The organism is Morganella sp. B601 (assembly GCF_051172335.1).
Classification (GTDB): Bacteria; Pseudomonadota; Gammaproteobacteria; order Enterobacterales; family Enterobacteriaceae; genus Morganella; species Morganella morganii.
On the sequence record NZ_JBPIZE010000001.1, the window covers coordinates 70689 to 89815 of the forward strand.

17 protein-coding genes are annotated in these 19127 nt (G+C 52.2%); 12 read left to right on the forward strand and 5 right to left on the reverse strand.

Annotated features, from left to right (window positions below; genetic code table 11):
• Window positions 1-10 precede the first annotated feature (10 nt).
• From ACSBQN_RS00345 to ACSBQN_RS00385, 9 genes are all read left to right on the forward strand, one after another.
• A complete protein-coding gene (locus ACSBQN_RS00345; RefSeq protein WP_024474457.1) occupies window positions 11-1453 on the forward strand; it encodes a hydrogenase 4 subunit D in 1443 nt (480 codons plus the stop codon).
• 12 nt (window positions 1454-1465) lie between these two features.
• Entirely contained in the window at window positions 1466-2116 is a 651-nt protein-coding gene (gene hyfE, locus ACSBQN_RS00350) for a hydrogenase 4 membrane subunit (RefSeq protein WP_004235001.1), read from the forward strand.
• Between the two features lie 4 nt (window positions 2117-2120).
• Window positions 2121-3701: a hydrogenase 4 subunit F gene (locus ACSBQN_RS00355; protein WP_024474458.1), complete on the forward strand. Its 1581-nt coding sequence runs from the start codon at window positions 2121-2123 to the stop codon at window positions 3699-3701.
• A 2-nt stretch (window positions 3702-3703) separates the two neighbouring features.
• Window positions 3704-5437, forward strand: coding sequence for an NADH-quinone oxidoreductase subunit C (locus tag ACSBQN_RS00360; RefSeq protein ID WP_024474459.1), 1734 nt, complete (start codon window positions 3704-3706; stop codon window positions 5435-5437).
• A gap of 15 nt (window positions 5438-5452) precedes the next feature.
• Window positions 5453-6004 (forward strand): hydrogenase 4 subunit H, encoded by a 552-nt coding sequence (gene hyfH, locus ACSBQN_RS00365; protein WP_004235005.1) that lies wholly within the window; start codon window positions 5453-5455, stop codon window positions 6002-6004.
• Window positions 6001-6783, forward strand: coding sequence for an NADH-quinone oxidoreductase subunit B family protein (locus ACSBQN_RS00370; protein ID WP_015422993.1), 783 nt, complete (start codon window positions 6001-6003; stop codon window positions 6781-6783). Before hyfH ends, ACSBQN_RS00370 begins: the two co-directional genes overlap by 4 nt.
• The gene (locus ACSBQN_RS00375; RefSeq protein WP_024474460.1) at window positions 6776-7210 is read left to right on the forward strand and encodes a formate hydrogenlyase maturation HycH family protein; all 435 of its coding nucleotides are present in this window, start codon (window positions 6776-6778) and stop codon (window positions 7208-7210) included. Before ACSBQN_RS00370 ends, ACSBQN_RS00375 begins: the two co-directional genes overlap by 8 nt.
• Window positions 7207-7698 (forward strand): hydrogenase maturation peptidase HycI, encoded by a 492-nt coding sequence (hycI, locus tag ACSBQN_RS00380; RefSeq protein ID WP_354633139.1) that lies wholly within the window; start codon window positions 7207-7209, stop codon window positions 7696-7698. The genes ACSBQN_RS00375 and hycI overlap by 4 nt, the downstream gene beginning before the upstream one ends.
• Window positions 7699-7841: 143 nt before the next feature.
• Window positions 7842-8156, forward strand: a complete 315-nt coding sequence (locus tag ACSBQN_RS00385) for a hypothetical protein (protein ID WP_214176967.1) — start codon at window positions 7842-7844, stop codon at window positions 8154-8156.
• Between the two features lie 58 nt (window positions 8157-8214).
• On the opposite strand, the gene ACSBQN_RS00390 is transcribed toward ACSBQN_RS00385, so the two are convergent.
• The 3 genes from ACSBQN_RS00390 to ACSBQN_RS00400 all read right to left on the reverse strand — a co-directional run bounded on the left by ACSBQN_RS00390 (window position 8215) and on the right by ACSBQN_RS00400 (window position 11795).
• Window positions 8215-8412 (reverse strand): YbdD/YjiX family protein, encoded by a 198-nt coding sequence (locus ACSBQN_RS00390; protein ID WP_004235011.1) that lies wholly within the window; start codon window positions 8410-8412, stop codon window positions 8215-8217.
• Between the two features lie 77 nt (window positions 8413-8489).
• Window positions 8490-10592 (reverse strand): pyruvate/proton symporter CstA, encoded by a 2103-nt coding sequence (gene cstA, locus ACSBQN_RS00395; protein ID WP_004235012.1) that lies wholly within the window; start codon window positions 10590-10592, stop codon window positions 8490-8492.
• A 270-nt stretch (window positions 10593-10862) separates the two neighbouring features.
• Window positions 10863-11795, reverse strand: coding sequence for a hypothetical protein (locus tag ACSBQN_RS00400; RefSeq protein ID WP_354633140.1), 933 nt, complete (start codon window positions 11793-11795; stop codon window positions 10863-10865).
• Between the two features lie 190 nt (window positions 11796-11985).
• On the opposite strand from ACSBQN_RS00400, the gene ACSBQN_RS00405 reads away from it, so the two are divergent.
• Both ACSBQN_RS00405 and ACSBQN_RS00410 read left to right on the forward strand, forming a co-directional pair.
• Entirely contained in the window at window positions 11986-12381 is a 396-nt protein-coding gene (locus ACSBQN_RS00405) for a type III secretion system chaperone (RefSeq protein ID WP_354633141.1), read from the forward strand.
• 404 nt (window positions 12382-12785) lie between these two features.
• Complete coding sequence (locus tag ACSBQN_RS00410) at window positions 12786-13574, forward strand: protein-tyrosine phosphatase family protein (RefSeq protein WP_158001772.1); 789 nt, start codon at window positions 12786-12788, stop codon at window positions 13572-13574.
• Between the two features lie 52 nt (window positions 13575-13626).
• Here the strand turns inward: ACSBQN_RS00410 and ACSBQN_RS00415 are convergent, their stop codons facing one another.
• Window positions 13627-14538 carry an EamA family transporter gene (locus ACSBQN_RS00415; RefSeq protein ID WP_354633142.1) on the reverse strand — a complete coding sequence of 304 codons (912 nt, stop codon included), beginning with the start codon at window positions 14536-14538 and terminating at the stop codon, window positions 13627-13629.
• Between the two features lie 509 nt (window positions 14539-15047).
• Between ACSBQN_RS00415 and fdhF the strand changes: the two genes are divergently transcribed.
• Window positions 15048-17201, forward strand: coding sequence for a formate dehydrogenase subunit alpha (gene fdhF / locus ACSBQN_RS00420; RefSeq protein ID WP_079549326.1), 2154 nt, complete (start codon window positions 15048-15050; stop codon window positions 17199-17201).
• 232 nt (window positions 17202-17433) lie between these two features.
• Here the strand turns inward: fdhF and ACSBQN_RS00425 are convergent, their stop codons facing one another.
• Window positions 17434-19041 (reverse strand): sigma 54-interacting transcriptional regulator, encoded by a 1608-nt coding sequence (locus ACSBQN_RS00425; RefSeq protein ID WP_004240587.1) that lies wholly within the window; start codon window positions 19039-19041, stop codon window positions 17434-17436.
• Window positions 19042-19127: the final 86 nt, after the last annotated feature.

The window sequence follows — 19127 nt, forward strand, 5'->3', positions numbered from 1 at the left end:
GCGATAAAGCATGTTAGAAAATATTGCACTGGCGACCCTGCTGATTCCGTTTGCCGGGGCGTTGCTGGTCAGTGTCCTGCCGACGCGCATGGCCCCGTGGCTGAGTACCTTAGTCGCGCTGCTGGCCTCTCTCGGTACGGCGGCACTGGGCTGGCTGTATCTCGACGGCGGTAAGATCGCCACCACTCTGGAACTGGTTCAGGCCGGTAATATCGCACTGTTCGGCTTTACCGTTGACGGCGTGAGCACTCTGATTGCGTTCGCGGTGGTGTTCCTCGGCTTCCTGATTTGTCTGTACTCCACCGGCTACCTGACTGAAGGTAACCGCGAGCACGCCCACGGGCCGACCCGCCGCTATTATGCTTTCCTGCTGATCTTTATCGGTGCGATGGCGGGCGTGGTACTGTCATCCACGATTCTGGGGCAGTTACTGTTCTTTGAAATCACCGGTGGCTGTTCATGGGCGCTGATTGGTTACTACCAGACAGAAAAAGCCCAGCGTTCCGCAATGAAAGCGCTGCTGATCACACACGTTGGTTCTCTCGGCCTGTTTATGGCGGCGGCAACCCTGTTTATCAGCACCGGCACGTTTGCCCTGAGCGCGATTAACCAGCTGAATGAAGCACAAAGCCTGATCGTCTTCGGCGGGATCCTGTTTGCGGCATGGGGTAAATCAGCCCAGCTGCCGTTACAGGCCTGGCTGCCGGACGCGATGGAAGCGCCGACACCGGTGAGTGCGTATCTGCACGCCGCGTCTATGGTGAAAGTGGGCGTTTACATCTTTGCCCGCAGCATCATGTCCTCTGACCATGTGCCGGAAATCATCGGCTGGGTTGGCGTGGTGATGGCCGTTATCACGCTGGTGTATGGTTTTATGATGTATCTGCCGCAGAAAGATATGAAACGTCTGCTGGCATGGTCAACCATCACCCAGCTGGCGTATATCTTCCTGGCGCTGTCGCTGTCCATCTTCGGATCCAAAGAAGCCTTTGACGGCGGTATCGCGTACATCTTTAACCATGCGTTTGCCAAGAGTTTGTTCTTCCTGGTGGCCGGTGCACTCAGCTACAGCTGCGGGACCCGTATGCTGCCGCGTCTGCGCGGTCTGTCAAAACGCTATCCGCTGCTGGGGGTTGGTTTCTGTGTGGCTGCGCTGGCGATTGCCGGTGTGCCGCCGCTTAACGGCTTCTTCAGTAAATTCCCGATTTTCGCGGCCGGTTTCGCGTTATCTGAACAGTTCTGGATCTTCGCGCCAATCATGGTGCTGGTGCTGATTGAATCCGTTGCCAGCTTTGCCTGGCTGCTCTACTGGTTCGGCAAAGTTGTGCCGGGCGAGCCGAGCGAAGACGTGGCAAACGGAACTCCGGTTCCGGCAGCAATGCAGTGGGTTATCGGCCTGCTGATTGTGATGTCGTTCTGTTCAAGTGTTATCGCCGTCATCTGGCTCGGTTAAGGGAGAGAAAGTATGACTGGTTCCATTATTGTGAACAATCTGGCGGGGCTGATGATGATCACCTCGCTGCTGGTCATCGGGGCGAAGCGCCCGGTGGCTTCCTGCTGGTTCTATGCACTTCAGTCGCTGGTGCTGGTGGCGATTTTCGCCACACTGTCACAGACACTGGATGCACCGCAGCTGGGCATGTGGGCGATCACCGCCTTCGCGACCAAAGTGGTGCTGGTGCCGCTGATTATGGGCTATGCCTTCCGCAAACTGTCTGATCCGACCGCCAACGGCGGCGTGATAAGCCCGGCCTGGCTGATGCTGGCTGCGGCGGTGATTGTGGTGCTGTGCTGGTTTGTGGTTGAACCGGTGAAACTGCCGATGGTGGCGGATCTGAAACCGGCACTGGCGGTTTCCCTGGGGCACTTTATGCTGGGCTTACTCTGCATCGTGACACAGCGCAACATCCTGAAACAGGCATTCGGTTACTGCCTGATGGAAAACGGATCGCACCTGACACTGGCTCTGCTGGCGTATAAAGCGCCGGAGCTGGTGGAAATCGGTATCGCGACGGACGCCATTTTCGCTGTGATTATCATGGCGGTGCTGGCACGTAAAATCTATCGCACGCTCAACACACTGAACGTGGATCAACTGACCGCGCTGAAGGGGTGATGAGATGAGTCAAACCATGTTGTTAACGTTATTAATGGCAACGCCGCTGGTGATTTCACTGCTGGCATTTGCCTGCCGCCTGGCGGGCGGCGGGGCGAAAGGTGTGGTCACTCTGGTACATACCATCGGTATCTCCCTGATGCTCGTCTTCTCGCTGTGGATGGTGTACACCATCAGTGCGGAAGGTGATTTGCTGATGGCGAACCGCTGGATCCACCTGGACAGCCTGGCCGGATTATTCCTGGCGATCCTCGGGATTGTCGGTTTCCTGACCGGTCTGTACTCTATCGGTTACATGAACCACGAAGTGAATGATGGTGAAGTGAGTGTGGCAACACTCTGTAACTATTACGGTTTCTTCCACCTGTTCCTGTTCACCATGCTGCTGGTGATCACCAGTAACAACCTGATCCTGATGTGGGCGGCAGTCGAAGCCACCACACTCAGCTCTGCGTTCCTGGTGGGTATCTACGGACAGCGCTCTTCCCTGGAAGCGGCGTGGAAATACATCATCATCTGTAGTGTGGGTGTGGCATTCGGTCTGTTCGGTACCATCCTCGTGTATGCGAATGCGGCGAGTGTGATGCCGGATCCGGAACTGGCTATCTTCTGGACCGAAGTGCTGAAACATACCGCGCTGCTGGATCCGACCCTGATGCACCTGGCCTTTGTGTTTGTGCTGATTGGTTTCGGTACCAAAACCGGTCTGTTCCCGATGCACGCCTGGCTGCCGGATGCGCACAGTGAAGCGCCGAGCCCGGTCTCCGCGCTGCTGTCTGCGGTTCTGCTGAACTGCGCACTGCTGATTATCATCCGTTATTACATCATTATCACCTCGGCTATCGGCGGGGAATTCACTCAGACACTGCTGCTGGTCTTCGGGCTGCTCTCTGTGGCGGTGGCGGCGTTCTTCATCCTGATCCAGCGTGATATGAAACGTCTGCTGGCGTACTCCAGTGTGGAAAACATGGGGCTGATTGCCGTGGCGCTGGGTATCGGCGGTCCGCTGGGTGTGCTGGCCGCGCTGCTGCACACACTGAACCACAGCCTGGGCAAAACCCTGCTGTTCTGCGGTTCCGGTAACGTGTTACTGAAGTACGGCACCCGTGATATCACGGTGGTTAAAGGGATGCTGCGCACCATGCCGTTTACGGCAGTTGTCTTTGCGGGCGGCGCGCTGGCACTCGGCGGTATGCCGCCGTTTAACGTGTTCCTCAGTGAGTTTATGACTGTGGTTGCGGGTCTGGCAGCGGATCATTTCTGGCTGACACTGCTGCTTTTGATCCTGCTCACTATCGTCCTCGGCGGGTTGGTTAGAATGGTATCGAAAACCCTGTTCGGCGCACAGCCTGACTGCGTGTCACGCGGCGAGGCAGGGATCCTGACGACATTGCCGATGGCCATCCTCATTGTACTGATGCTGGTGATGGGCACCCACATTCCGCAGCCGGTCAGCCGTCTGCTCGAAAATGCCGCCACTATTGTCCTGACGGACAGTGCATTACCAGGTACAGAATTAACCACCCCGGACTACCGCTGGCCGTGGGGTGTTGATACAACATCCACATCATCGCAGGAGAAATAAACGTGAGCTATCAGAATTACACAGATACCCTTCAGGGCGTTCGTAAAGGCGCGGGCTATCTGGCACAGGTCCGCGAGAAATTTCCCCATGCGGTGCTGGAAGAGGAGTGGCAGACTGCCAACCAGCTGACCATCACCATCAAAACAGAAATGCTGCCGGAAGTGGTGGAGTTTCTGTACTACGGCTGCGGCGGCTGGCTGCCGGTGCTGTGGGGTAACGATGAGCGTCCGCTGAACGGGCAGTTCGCGGTTTACTATGCACTCTCTATGGAAGAGGGTGAAAAATGCTGGGTGACCGTGAAGGCGTATGTCAGCCCGATCACCCAGGAATTCCCGTCTGTCACACCGCGCGTACCTGCTGCGGTGTGGGGCGAGCGTGAAATCCGCGATATGTACGGGCTGCGCCCGGTGGGTCTGCCCGATGAGCGCCGTCTGGTGCTGCCGGATGACTGGCCGGATGATCTCTATCCGCTGCGCAAAGACACCATGGATTACCGTCAGCGCCCGGCACCGACCACCGATACCGAAACTTACGAGTTTATCAACGACAGCAAAAAAGATGCGCGTGTTGTGCCAATCGGCCCGCTGCACATCACGTCTGATGAACCGGGTCACTTCCGTCTGTTTGTTGACGGGGAGCGGATTGTCGATGCGGACTACCGGATGTTCTATGTCCACCGTGGTATGGAAAAACTGGCGGAAACCCGTATGGGGTATAACGAAGTCACTTTCCTGTCTGACCGCGTGTGCGGCATCTGCGGCTTTACCCACAGCGTGGCGTATACCACTTCTGTGGAAAACGCCCTGGGGATTTATGTGCCGCAGCGTGCGCACACTATCCGCAGCGTGCTGCTGGAAGTGGAACGTCTGCACAGTCACCTGCTGAACATCGGTCTCGCCAGTCACTTTACCGGCTTTGATACCGGCTTTATGCAATTCTTCCGTGTGCGTGAAAAATCCATGACCATGGCCGAGCTGCTGACCGGTGCCCGTAAAACTTACGGTACCAACCTGATCGGCGGTGTGCGCCGTGACTTCCTCAAAGAGCAGCGGGTGAAAACCATTCAGCTGGTCCGCGAGATGCGCGCGGATGTCACACAACTGGTGGATATGCTGCTGAGCACGCCGAACATGGAACAGCGTACCGTCGGTGTCGGCCGTCTGGATCCGCAGGTTGCCCGTGATTACAGTCCGGTCGGGCCGATGATCCGCGCCAGCGGCTTTAAACGTGACGTTCGTTTTGATCATCCGTTTGCCGACTACGGCAACCTGCCGAAAACCCTGTTTACCATGGACGGCTGTGATGTTTACTCCCGTGTGATGGTGCGTGTCAAAGAAGTGCTGGATTCACTGTCCATGATTGAATACGCGCTGGATAACATGCCGGAAGGGCCGATTCTGACCGAAGGCTTTACCTATCAGCCGCACAAATTTGCGCTGGGTTACACCGAAGCACCGCGCGGGGAAGATATCCACTGGAGCATGCTGGGTGATAACCAGAAACTGTTCCGCTGGCGCTGCCGTGCGGCGACTTACGCCAACTGGCCGGTACTGCGCTACATGCTGCAGGGCAATACCGTTTCCGATGCGCCGCTGATTATCGGCAGCCTTGACCCTTGCTACTCCTGTACTGACCGCGTGACGCTGGTGGATGTGAAAAAACGCAAAGCGAAAACCGTGGCGTACAAAGAGATCGAGCAATACAGCATCGATCGCAAACATTCACCGCTGAAATAAGCCGGAGGGAATACCATGTTTAAACTGTTTAAAACCCTCCGCAATGCGGGGACAGCAACAATCAAATACCCGTTCAAACCACTGGAAGTGGCGCACGGGTTCCGTGGTAAGCCGGAATATGTGCCGGAGCAGTGCATCGCCTGCGGTGCCTGTATTTCAGCCTGTCCGGCAAACGCCCTGACGATGGAAACTGACCTGGAAAGCGGTGAGCGCCGCTGGCAGTTATTCCTCGGCCGCTGCATTTATTGTGCACGCTGCGAGGAAGTCTGCCCGACCAGAGCTATCCATCTGACCGAAGAGTTTGAAACGGCGGTGATGAACAAGGCGGATCTCTATATGAAAGGGACATTCCGCTTACAGCACTGCCGCCAGTGCGGGGAAGCCTTCGCACCGAAAAAATCCGTGGAATATGCCATGGCGCTGATGGTGGCGTCAGGTGTTGAAGAGAGCGGAATTGAAGCATTGCGGCCGATGTATGAAACCTGTCCGTCCTGTAAGCAGAAAAATAATCTGCTGAACAATGACCGTCAGAACTTCCGTCTGCATATTGAGGGAGAAAAATCATGAGTTTGCCTGAAATTCCGGTGAACCATCATGTCAGCGAACCGCTGAAGATGGATGAGCAGGTGGCGAAACTGAAAAGCACGCTGCTGAAAGATATCAAACGTTCAGCGTATGTTTACCGTGTGGACTGCGGCGGCTGTAACGGCTGTGAGATTGAGATTTTCTCCGCGATTACCCCGGTCTTTGATGCGGAACGTTTCGGGATCAAAGTGGTGGCCTCGCCGCGTCACGCGGATATTCTGCTGTTTACCGGTGCGGTAACCCGCGCTATGCGGATGCCGGCACTGCGGGCGTATGAATCCGCACCGGATCCGAAAATCTGTATCTCTTACGGTGCCTGCGGCTGCGGCGGCGGTATCTTCCATGATCTGTACTGTGTCTGGGGCGGCAGTGAGCATATCGTGCCGATTGATGTCTGGATCCCGGGCTGCCCGCCGACACCGGCAGCAACCATCTACGGTTTTGCCGTGGCACTGGGTCTGCTGAACCAGAAACTGAAAGGCCAGGATCATGTCGAGGAAGACAATGAACGCGTTCAGCTGCTGCTGCCGTCTATTCCGCTGGCAACCCGCGTGATGATTGAGCGTGAGGCACGCCGCCAGGCCGGGTATTATCAGGGGCGCGAAATCAGTGACCGCTTCCTGACACTGCTGGAAAATGCCACACCGGAGCAGGTGAAAGGCACAATGCAGACCTGGATGGATGAAGAGCAGGATCCGCGTCTGCGCGAAATTGTGAACCGTCTGGTGACCGTATTACAACAAGGAGGCATTCATGCCTGAACAGACACCCGATCATGCAGGTACTGACGGAAAAGTGATCTTCTGGTCGCTGAGACAGAAATTTGTCGACAGTGACGATGATGTGCCGGAAGAGGCTCAGCAGGTGATGTATTACTCACTGGCAATCGGCCACCACGTTGGCATGATCGATTGTCTGAATACGGAGCTCATCTGCCCGCTCAGCGGTTATCAGTCCTGGGTGAATGCGCTTCCCGAAGGGGAGGCGCGCCGCAAATTGCAGGGGCTTATCACCTTCGGTGAAATCAATATCGATTCCACGCATACCAATATGCTGGCACTGGCACTGGATCCGCTGACGAAGGATAAAAATCCGGACTTCCGCGAATGGAGTGCCACGCTTATCCGCCTGCTGGGGGAAATTGAGCGTGAACCGGCAATTTACCTGATAGTGAAGCGCCGCCCATGAGTGAAATGACTGCAAAAAATGTGATGCTGGCGGTCGGTAACAGCATGATGGGGGATGATGCAGCAGGACCAATGCTGTTTGATCTGATGGATACGAATCCGGTTGACGGCTGGATCGCTGTTAACGGCGGCAGTGCACCGGAGAATGTGGCGCACCAGGTGCGGGCACTGAAACCGGAACGTCTGCTGATTGTGGATGCGGCGGATATCGGCCTGAATCCCGGAGAGATCCGCATCATTGACCCGGATGATATCGCCGACATGTTTATCATGAGCACGCATAATCTGCCGCTCAACTTTCTTATCGATCAGCTGAAAGAAGATATCCCGGAGGTGATTTTCCTGGGTATTCAGCCTGATCTGGTCGGGTTTTATATGCCGGTCAATGAGAAGGTCACCTGTGCTGTACAGCAGGTTTATGATGCGCTGCCGGGCTGGGAAGGACTGGGCGGATTTACGTTATTTGAAGGTGAAGAAGAGGACGAGTGAGTCAGTTTCTCTGATTATCACAGGAACCGCCGCAGAAATCCGGCGGTTTTTTTATGGATATGCGGATTTAAGGCCGGTATTTGATATCCGGCCGGTGCATTTTTTTTTATGGTCTGAGCTTTCTTTCTGAGAGTAAAAACACCATGAAAAAAATCGCTGTTATTATCCCGTTTGCTTTACTGCTGTCCGCCTGTGCCACCAAGCAATACCCGCAGGCTGCTGCGATATCCGCTGAGGAATCGTCGTTAATGGATTGCCGTGATATTAAAACGGAAATTGCCAAAACCCGCAGCATTCAGCAGGACATTGAGAAAACCGGTGAATTTGACGGTAAAACGATATTAGGGTTTCTGGGGGATTTTGGTATCGGAAACGGGATTGCCAAAGGGGATGCCCGCGAAAAAGTCTCTGCCCGTCTGGGGCAACTGATGCGTTTACAGGAAAATAACTGCCGCTGATGCATAAAAAAATACCGCAAAATTTTGCGGTATTTTTATCTGAGATCCGTTGTGCGGCTCAGCAGCATTTCGGGCCGCCTTTGCTGCCGTAACGGGCATCCTGACGATCGCGGAAAAACTCTTCATAGGTCATCGGTGTCTGATCAGGATGGGTGTTCTTCATGTGTTGTACATAGTTATCGTAATCCGGCACACCAATCATCATTTTGGCGGTCTGACCGAGATAACGTCCTGCTTTTGCGAGAGTATCAAACATAATTATGACCCTGAACCTGTTGCGTACGGAGGAGCGGCAGTTGTCTGCCGCTCCTTATTTCACCAGTATATCAGATTTTAGTGGGCAGATTTGCTGTTTGCCACTAAATCAAGATAGTTTTCCGGCATTGGTTCGTACGGTGTTTCGTTGTCCGTCGGTTTGTCGGATTTCAGGGCTTTCAGTGCGGTCTTCAGTGAGAAGACAGCCAGCACCACAACAACAACCATAAAGAACAGTGTCAGACCGGCATCGAGACGGTTGTTAAACACCAGCTGTGACAGCTGCGACGCGCTGTACTGCGACGGGATGTTACCGCTGTCAATCATTGCCTGGAACTTATTCGCTACCGCCAGGAAACCGACACGGGCATCTTCGCTGAACACTTTTTCCCAGCCTGCGGTCATGGTACAGATTAACAGCCATGCCATCGGCACCAGTGCCACCCAGGCGTAAGCCTGGCGTTTCATCTTGAACAGCACCACTGCGCACAGCATCAGTGCCATACCGGCCAGCATCTGGTTGGCGATACCGAACAGCGGCCACAGGGTGTTAATACCACCGAGCGGATCCACCACACCCTGATGCAGAAAGTAACCCCACGCCAGCACACACAGCGCGGTGGCGATCAGGTTAGCAGGCAGGGAATCGGTCCGTTTCAGTGCAGGGGAAATCACACCCAGTAAGTCCTGTAACATAAAGCGGGCGGAGCGCGTACCGGCATCCACGGCCGTCAGGATAAACAGGGCTTCAAACAGGATGGCGAAGTGATACCAGAAGGAGACATCCATCAGGCCGCCGAGCGCCCCGTGCAGAATATAGGCCATACCGACGGCGAGTGTCGGTGCGCCCCCCGCGCGGGAGATAATGCTTTGTTCGCCCACTTCATTGGCGATATTGGTTAAGGTTTCCGGGGTTATCTGGAAGCCCCAGCTGCTGACCACACTGGCAGCAGACGCGACCACATCAGTGGTACCGGCCGGTGCCAGCATTGCCATCGGACTGTTCATGGCGAAGTACACACCCGGGTCGATCACACAGGCGGCAACCAGTGCCATAATCGCCACGAAGGATTCCATCAGCATACCGCCGTAACCGATAAAGCAGGCCTGGTTTTCGTTAGCCAGCATTTTCGGCGTGGTACCGGAAGCAATCAGGGCATGGAAGCCGGAGACCGCACCACAGGCAATAGTGATAAACAGGAACGGGAACAGATCACCCGCCCAGACCGGGCCGGTGCCGTCGACAAATTTAGTCAGTGCCGGCATTTCCAGCATCGGGCGCATAATCAGGATACCGATCGCCAGACCGACGATTGTCCCGATTTTCAGGAAAGTCGACAGATAATCACGCGGTGCCAGCAGTAACCAGACCGGCAGAACCGCCGCGACAAAGCCGTAACCGACCAGCATCCAGGTCAGCTGCACGCCGTCATAGTCAAAATACGGTGCCCAGGTCGGGCTTTCGGCTACCCAGCCGCCGGAGATAATGGCGAACACCAGGAAAATCAGACCGATAACAGAGACTTCCCCGACACGTCCCGGACGGATGTAGCGGGTGTAAATCCCCATAAAGAAGGCGAGCGGGATGGTAAAGGCGACGGTGTAGGTTCCCCACGGGCTGTGGGTCAGGGCTTTCACCACGATCATGGCGAGAACGGCGAGGATAATCACCATAATCATAAAACAGGCGATCAGCGCGATGACACCGGCGACATTCCCCATCTCCTCTTTGACCAGTTCCCCGAGAGAACGGCCGTTGCGGCGGGTGGAAACAAACAGCACCATAAAGTCCTGTACTGCCCCGGCTAACACCACACCGGCGAGCAGCCAGAGCATGCCCGGCAGATAACCCATCTGTGCCGCAAGTACCGGGCCGACCAGCGGGCCTGCACCGGCGATAGCGGCAAAGTGGTGGCCGAACAGCACTTTTTTGTCTGTCGGTACATAATCAAGCCCGTCATTATTTTTAAAGGCGGGAGTCATGCGGGTTGCATCGACTTTCAGCACTTTCTCGGCGATATACAGCCCGTAATAGCGGTATGCCACCAGATAAATACAGACGGCGGCAACGACTATCCAGAGCGCGTTGATCTGTTCGCCTCTGTTCAGTGCGATATACCCGAGGGCAAAGGCACCGACAATTGCGAGCAGCACGCCGGCAAGTTGTTTGAATGCTTTCATAGATTTCACCTGTCCGAATGAGTAAAGAGGAGTAGTTTCAGTTTGTTATTATCCAATTGTACGGGAGAGGAATAACACTTATTTGACTTAGTTCCCAGCAGTAACCTGCGGATAAGATGGATTTATTTCATTATTGTTAGGTTAATCACTGTTAGCGGAATGTAGCGTGATTGTGGTTTCAGGGAGATGATAAGTTCACAAAGAAAATACACAGATAAAAAAGGGTTATTCATAAAATGAATAACCCTGTGATACCGGATAATGGTCAGGTTAATTTCCGTCAGGCAGCCGGGTTGTTACCGAAAGGGAGTGTTCCGGAAAAAAGAAACGATCAGTTTCACGGATTGGTACTGCCCGGCTGAGGGTCATTTTACTGATAGTCTCCCTGAGCTTATTAAATTCAACGGCCCCTGAATTTCCGCCGTAGAACTTATCACACAAAAAAGTATTAAATATATTTTCTGCAATATGATTATAAATATCTGCTCGTATTGCGGTTCTTTCACCTGTCAGTGCGGCCTTATACTGACGGTTTGATTCGGCCAGCTCTTTTTGCAGGTTTTGCCGTGCTTCAATATTCACCGGGTGATCCGGTGATTTTTTTATTATATTCTGCATTTTTACTGACATTATATCCGCTGTTTCGTCAGGAACGGCGGTTTCTATCTCAAGTTTATTGATATCTTCCGCCAGTGATTTGTCATTGAGCAGTGCCTGAATAATTGACGATTGTGCACAGCCGGCATTCAGTTCAGTTTTACTGAAGTACGTATCTTTGATCTCATTAAACAGGTTCTCTTTTTCAGTTTTACCGATTTTCACATGGTTTTCCCTGCATGTCTGATCAATAGTCCGGTTAATAAAGGCTGAAACAAAGGTTGTTTTTTCTTGTGCCCGCCATTCTTTTATTCCGTTATTAATACTTTTTTCAGCACATGAAATAAAACCGGAGTCGGTAATAATATCCGGTTTTTTCAGTGGCATGCTGAATTTACAGATGTCGGAAAGTAAATTTTTACTGAATTCACGGGTGTCTGTCACGAACACTTTTTTATTCAGTCTGAATTCCATTGTGGTATTTTGTATATAATTTATCCTTTCCGCCATCCGGTCAAACTGAAGCGGATTTATGGTTCTTCCGTCGATTTTTGGCAGAGGTATATTAACAGAGGCCTGATTTCCCGGAATGTCACTGATTCTCATAAAATATCCTTTTTATGTGGTTAATTAATTATGTCTGTTTTTATGATTTTATCTATAAAAAAAGACACATTGATTATTTATGTAATCGTTACATGAATAATAATTCTGAATGAAGGATTAAAAATAAAAGTATTACTTTTCTGATGTGGGATGATAGGTCTGTTATTATTTTTGTCAGCCAGGAAAAAATATGCCGGATTTATTATCTTTTCACCGTACAGCCATGATGCTGCTGCGCCATATCGGGCTTGACGCCCCTCAGCCTGCCACCGATCAGCATACATTTATGTTAACAATTGACAGCCGGTATTCATTATCTCTGGCCGTCATTGATGAGACAGACTGGTATCTGTCAGCAAATACCGGGGAATTACCACACATTACGAAAAATAATGAATTGCTGCGGAAAGTCCTGAAGCTGAATACGTTAACACAGCTTTCGGGGCAACCGGTGATTTCCCTGAATGAGAAAAATGAGTGGGTGATCTGGAGTCGTCTGTCACTGAATGGTACAGAAGATAGTCATATTATTGAGTTATTTGAATATATTCTGAAATCCGCAGATTATTTGTCTGATCTTCATTAATCATAAAAGGAGTTATGATGCTTCATATTTATCAGCAATTATCCGTGAATAACCGACAGGGAGAACAATCACCTCCGCCGTTGCCACCCAAAACACAGTATCAGGGGCGGACGATGGAGTTACAGGCATCACAAAGCCGACCTCCGGCTCCGTTACCCCGGCCGGATCACACACTTTCAGATAGTGTTTCGTTACGCCAGCATCACACTACGCCCCGTTTACATAATCGCCATGCAATGTATGAAACGTCAGAGCCTGCTACCGGAGCGCTGCTGAAAGCACCGGTGTTTATGGCTCCGCCGTTACTACAGGAGCGGGCACGAATGCCGTTACCGGGGGAGGGGGCGCATCAGTCACTGGCACAACGGAGAGCAGGTCCTAAATTCATGCCGTTCACGGCGGAGATGAAAACAGAGCGGGCAGGCGATGTATTCGGGCAATTGAAGGCAAAAACAGCAGAGCGGCTTGATCGGAATAATTTTATTACCGGAATGAATCATCAGCGCTACAGGGATATCGATACTTGTGCAACAACTCAGTTATTTACACCGGAAGGTAAAGGGTTGCCTGCAAACCAAATGAAGGTTGACGGGGTGAACCTGGCGGTGCGCAGTCAGTACCCTAAGCCGGAAGAACTCCGGAACCATCTCAGTATGCTTGCAGATCAAAAGCCGGGGGTATTGGTTGTACTTTCTTCCGATAATGATATTGCCGGCCGGTCTCTTCCGGCGTATTTCCGTCAGGATGGCCACTATGGCGATGTATCGGTGAAATGCAAAATTAATCCGAAAGCGCATATTGCAACGGCCGGGAGTCTTGAACTTCGCAATTACCGGATAGAAATCACCGCAAACGGTAAAACAACACCGCTATCGGTTATGCATGTCACAAACTGGGAAGATCGTACAACCATTGAGCCGCCAACACTGAAGAAACTGGTTTCAGATATCAATCAGAAAATTGAGCAGAAGGTCGGACAGGATCCCAACTACAGTCCTCAGCCGTTTATTCATTGCAGCGCAGGGATTGGCCGTACTGGTGTTGTCGCCGGCGCGATTGAAATATTGAAGCCGGGTAATAAGAACACTCCGGAGGAAATTGTATTACAGTTGCGTGAAACCGGCTCTTCAAACATGGTGCAGACTTCTGAGCAGTACAATACATTGATCAGTCTGCATAAAGAGCATCATTAATTTTACCGGTCAGTCAGCCCGTAAACACCGGGCTGGCTGACCGTTATTACCTTCAGACCGCTTTTCTGCGTGTCAGCAGTGTCACCAGACGTTTGCCGAATACGGTCAGAATCAGGCCCGCCATAATAAAGCCGAGACCGGCGAACTGCATCATGGTGATGGTTTCCCCCAGCAGCAGCGCACTGCTGGCAATCCCGGCAAACGGCACCAGCAGAGCAAACGGCGTGACACGCCAGGTTTCGTAGCGGCCCAGCAGACGGCTCCATAAGGTATATCCCACAAACGTGGAGAGATAAGCGAGATACATAATCGCGCCCACGGTCAGCAGGCTGATATGGGAAATACTGCTGACAATCGCGTCCGCACCTTCCATCCACAGCGACATCAGGATAAACGGAATAATCGGTACCAGCGCACTCCAGACCACCAGTGACATCCCGTTACAGTCCGGTGTCTCTTTCATAATGATACGGTTGCAGATATTACCGCAGGCCCAGGAGAAGCCCCCGGCCAGGGTCATCATCAGTGCCATCAGCGGAATGTCGGTCAGACTGCCGCTGTCCCCGCCTTTAGCCAGCACGGTTAAACCGGCTACAGCGACAATAATGCCGATCACCTGGCTGATTTTCAGCGACTCTTTCAGAATCAGGCCACCCAGAACAATGGTGAAAAAGACCTGGGACTGCAATACCACAGAGGCGATCCCGGCCGGCATCCCGGCTTTGACCGCACTGAACAGAAAGGCAAACTGGCCGAAGCAGATGGTCAGGCCGTAAATAACCAGGCGGCTCAGGGCGATTTTCGGGCGCGGAATAAAGAAGACGGCGGGCAGTGCCACAAACAGAAAACGCAGTGCCCCGAGAAACAGCGGCGGAATGCCGGTGACGCCCACTTTGATTACCACGAAGTTCACCCCCCAGATCACGGCGACCAGCAGGGCGATTAAAATATCATTAATTTTCATATCAGGTTTTTATCTCTCTTTTATTATTTTGATAATACGCGGAGCCACGCGCAGTATCAGACAGGAAGCGCCGTGAAAAATTAAGTCATTGTTACAGCCATTGTGTTATGAACATTGTAAAACAGCACCGGGGAACCGATATCAACAGTCAGCGGGAAATTATTCGTAAACTGTTATGAAATACGGGAAAAACCGGCGGTGCGGATGATTGATCACCATCATATTGTACTTCTTTAACACAGTTATAATTCATCATGCAATTGTAAAATTGTTCTGAAGGGACGCGCCTGCGTCAGTGTCGCTGTCTGACACCGGGCAGAACCGTTCGACATTTTTGACGATCCCGTCGGTGCCATCGCCTGTCATGGTCATAACAAAAAAATTAAAACAAAATATATTCAGTAAGTTAAAGGAATTTTATTTCAGCTTTAAAATTGGCATAAACCCTGCATGACTGGTGGTGATAAGGCGGTATTTATCCGCTAAGAGAAGATATAGGAGCAATGTTGATGGAAAAAGTCATCACCGTCTGCCCGTATTGCGCCTCAGGCTGTAAAATTAACCTGAAGGTGGAGAACGGGAAGATCATTGGCGCGGAGGGCGCGAATGGTCACACCAATGAAGGAGAGCTCTGCCTGAAAGGGTATTATGGCTGGGACTTCATTCATGACACCAAGATTTTAACCCCCCGCTTAAAGACCCCCATGATCCGCCGTCAGCGTGGTGGCAAACTGGAACCGGTCTCCTGGGAAGAGGCGATTGAGTTTGCCAGTTCCCGCCTGTTGGCTATCAAAGAGAAGTACGGCCCGAAAGCGATTATGACTACCGGTTCATCCCGTGGTCCGGGTAACGAAGCCAACTTCGTGATGCAAAAATTTGTTCGTGCAGCAGTCGGCAGTAACAATATTGACTGCTGCGCACGTGTCTGACACGGCCCTTCGGTTGCAGGTCTGCAGCGTTCGGTCGGTAACGGCGCAATGAGTAACTCAATCGTTGAGATTGAGGATACCAAATGTATTTTTATCTTCGGTTACAATGCCGCGGATTCACATCCTATCGTCGCCCGTCGTATTGTGAAGGCGAAAGAGAAGGGTGCACAAATTATTGTCTGTGACCCGCGCTATATTGAATCAGCGCGTCTTGCTGACATTCACTTAGCACTGAAAAACGGTTCAAACATTGCGCTGATTAATGCGTTAGCGCATGTGATTATTGCGGAAAACCTGCACGATAAAGCCTTCATTGACGGCCATACCGAGCAGTTTGAGGAATACCGCAAGCTGGTTGAGCCGTACACACCGGAGTCCGTGGAAGCGATCACCGGTCTGAAAGCTGAGGATATCCGCAAAACAGCCCGTATGTATGCGAAAGCTGAAAATGCGGTCATTCTGTGGGGTATGGGTGTGACGCAGTTCTATCAGGGTGTGGAAACCGTCCGCGCACTGACCAGCCTGGCGTTACTGACCGGCAACCTGGGTAAACCGCATGTCGGTGTCGGCCCGGTCCGTGGTCAGAACAACGTTCAGGGTGCCTGTGATATGGGCGCACTGCCGAACACACTGCCGGGCTATCAGTATGTGGAAGACAAAGCCGCACTGGAGAAATTTGCCAAATTCTGGGGCATCGAAAAAATGCCTGCCGAAAACGGTATTCCGCTGAGTGAGGTTCCGCACTTTATCGACGAAGGCGTACTGAAGGCGCACTACGTGATGGGTGAGGATCCGCTTCAGACTGAACCGGATCTGGCCACTATCCGCCGCACCTTCGATAAACTGGAGCTGCTGATTGTCCAGGATATCTTTATGACCAAAACCGCGTCGATTGCTGACGTGATTTTCCCTGCCACTTCCTGGGGGGAGCATGAAGGTGTGTATACCGCAGCGGATCGCGGGTTCCAGCGCTTCTATAAAGCGGTTGAGCCGGTCGGCGATGTGAAACCGGACTGGGAAATTATCAGTCTGATGTCCACTGCCATGGGTTATCCGATGCATTACAACAACACCAAAGAGATCTGGGATGAGTTACGTGAACTCTGCCCTATCTACTATGGTGCGACCTACGAAAAAATGGCGGACCTGGCTTATATCCAGTGGCCGTGCCGCGATGTGGCGGACAGCGATCAGGGTACAGAATACCTGTACGACGGCGGTATCTTTGATACTCCGAACGGCAAAGGTCAGTTCTATACCTGTGAATGGCGTGCGCCGATCGACCAGGTCAGTGATGACTACCCGATGGTGCTGGCCACCGTCCGTGAAGTGGGGCACTACTCCTGCCGCTCCATGACCGGTAACTGTAAAGCACTGGCGGCACTGGCGGATGAGCCGGGCTATATCCAGATCAATACCGCAGATGCTGCTGCACTGGGGATTAAAGATCAGGAACTGGTCTGGGTGGCATCCCGTCAGGGTAAAGTTATCACCCGCGCGAATGTCAGTGAGCGTCCTAACAAAGGGGCGGTTTACATGACCTATCAGTGGTGGATCGGTGCGTGTAACGAGCTGGTGGCGGAAAACCTCAGCCCGATTACCAAAACACCGGAATATAAATACTGTGCTGTCCGCGTCGAACCGATTGCGGATCAGAAACAGGCTGAGCATTATGTTGTTCAGGAATATACCGGTATTAAGCGCCGTCTGCGCGAAGCAGCGGAAGGGTGTTAATCCGTTAGTCTTAATATGATAAAAAACCGGCGCTCAGAAATGACCGCCGGTTTTTTTATATTTTCATTTTTTGTTTAATTATGATCTCAGTCGTATTCAGTTTCTGAATTTTGATCACATATTATTGCCTGAGAAATAAATGAACATATTACGACAGATATTCTGTTTCTTTTGCGATATGTTTTTATTTGCGAGACATTCTTATTTCAGTGTCGGTAGTTTAAATATCAGCTCAGTGATTATCTTCTTCGAATATATCCTGTACAGAAATACCTAACCGCTGCATACGGGATAATAATGTTGTCCGTTTCAGCCCCAGACGGGTTGCGGCCCCCCGGGCACCGGCGACAACGCCGTTGGTGGCCTTCAGGGCAGCAATAATCCGGTCGCGCTCTTCGTCATCATTCTCCGGTGCAGCTGTCTGCATCCGTTTTTCCAGTGAGCTCGGGGTTTCCAGCGCCGTTTTCAGGCGTGAATGCTTTGGGATATTCAGTTCATGTAACTGAATGTTAAGGGTATTCCCGCGCGTCAGGATCACCGCCCGTTCAATCACATTTTCCAGTTCACGCACGTTGCCGGGCCACGGATAGCGGCTCAGCTGCTCCAGGGCATCACGCGGAATGCAGTCGATATTGCGGTTCATCCGGCGGGCAATCTTCTGTGTGAAGTAGGTCGCCAGCAGCGGAATATCCTCCGGACGTTCGCGCAGCGGCGGGATCCAGATAGGGAACACATTCAGCCGGTAGTAGAGATCTTCGCGGAACTCGCGCTCATCGGTCATGGATTTCAGGTTGCGGTTAGTGGCGGCAATCAGCCGCACATCCACCGGAATCACCTTATTACCGCCAATGCGCTCAATTTCCCGCTCCTGTAACACCCGCAGCAGTTTGGGCTGGAGATCCAGCGGCATATCGCCGATTTCATCGAGGAACAGGGTGCTTTTATCCGCCATTTCAAAGCGGCCGATATGAGTGGTGGTCGCGCCGGTGAAGGCGCCTTTGTCATGGCCGAACAGGTCGCTTTCCAGCAGCCCGGACGGGATGGCCGCGCAGTTCATTTTGATCATGCTGCGGTGATGGCGGTCACTCAGACGGTGGATGGCGCGGGCGATCAGCTCCTTCCCGGTGCCGGTTTCGCCGAGGATAAGCACGGTGCTGTCACTGGCGGCAACCAGATCCACCTGCTCCAGAATGTTGCGCATGGCATCACTCTGGAAAATGATTTCACTGAAACTTTCGTTGTTGTGAATCTGTTCGTTCAGCCACAGGTTTTCATGCTTGAGGCTGTCTTTCAGACGGGTGATCTCTTCATAGGCCGCAGCATTATCCACCGCAATGGCAAACCGGGCGGCTATCTGCTTGAGCAGATTACAGTTATCGTCAGTAAAAATATGATTATTTTCATGAGATAATATCAGAACGCCCAGCGGCTTATGGTTAAATGCCAGCGGCAGCAGCAGGGTTTCTGTCATGCCCTGCGCACAGACATGCTGATACAGCGGATCCTCTGTGGCACTGTCGAGTGTCAGGCGCATCGGCTGGTTACTGTCCAGAACCTGTGCCAGATCAGGATGCAGTTCATCCAGATGATATAATGTCTTTTCTGCGGGTTTGCGGGCCTGGTAATAGCTGGAATAACAAAGATATACAGCAGAACTGTAATTATCACACAATGCAATGCTTATCTGGCTCAGCCCGAAAAACCGGTGGATCTCGCGGGAGACCTCAGCAACCAGGCCGTCCATCTCCAGATGGGAAAGCACTGAGTTGGTGATATCTACCAATATCCGGTACTGGTCACGTTCATGGCGTATGTGTTCGGTCTTGTCAGTGTTGTCCACAACGTCTCCGCTCGTCTTCGTCTTTCACATTCCTGATCCGGACGGATTGCTCTTAAAATTAATTCCCCTCTGCGTAGTTATAGGTA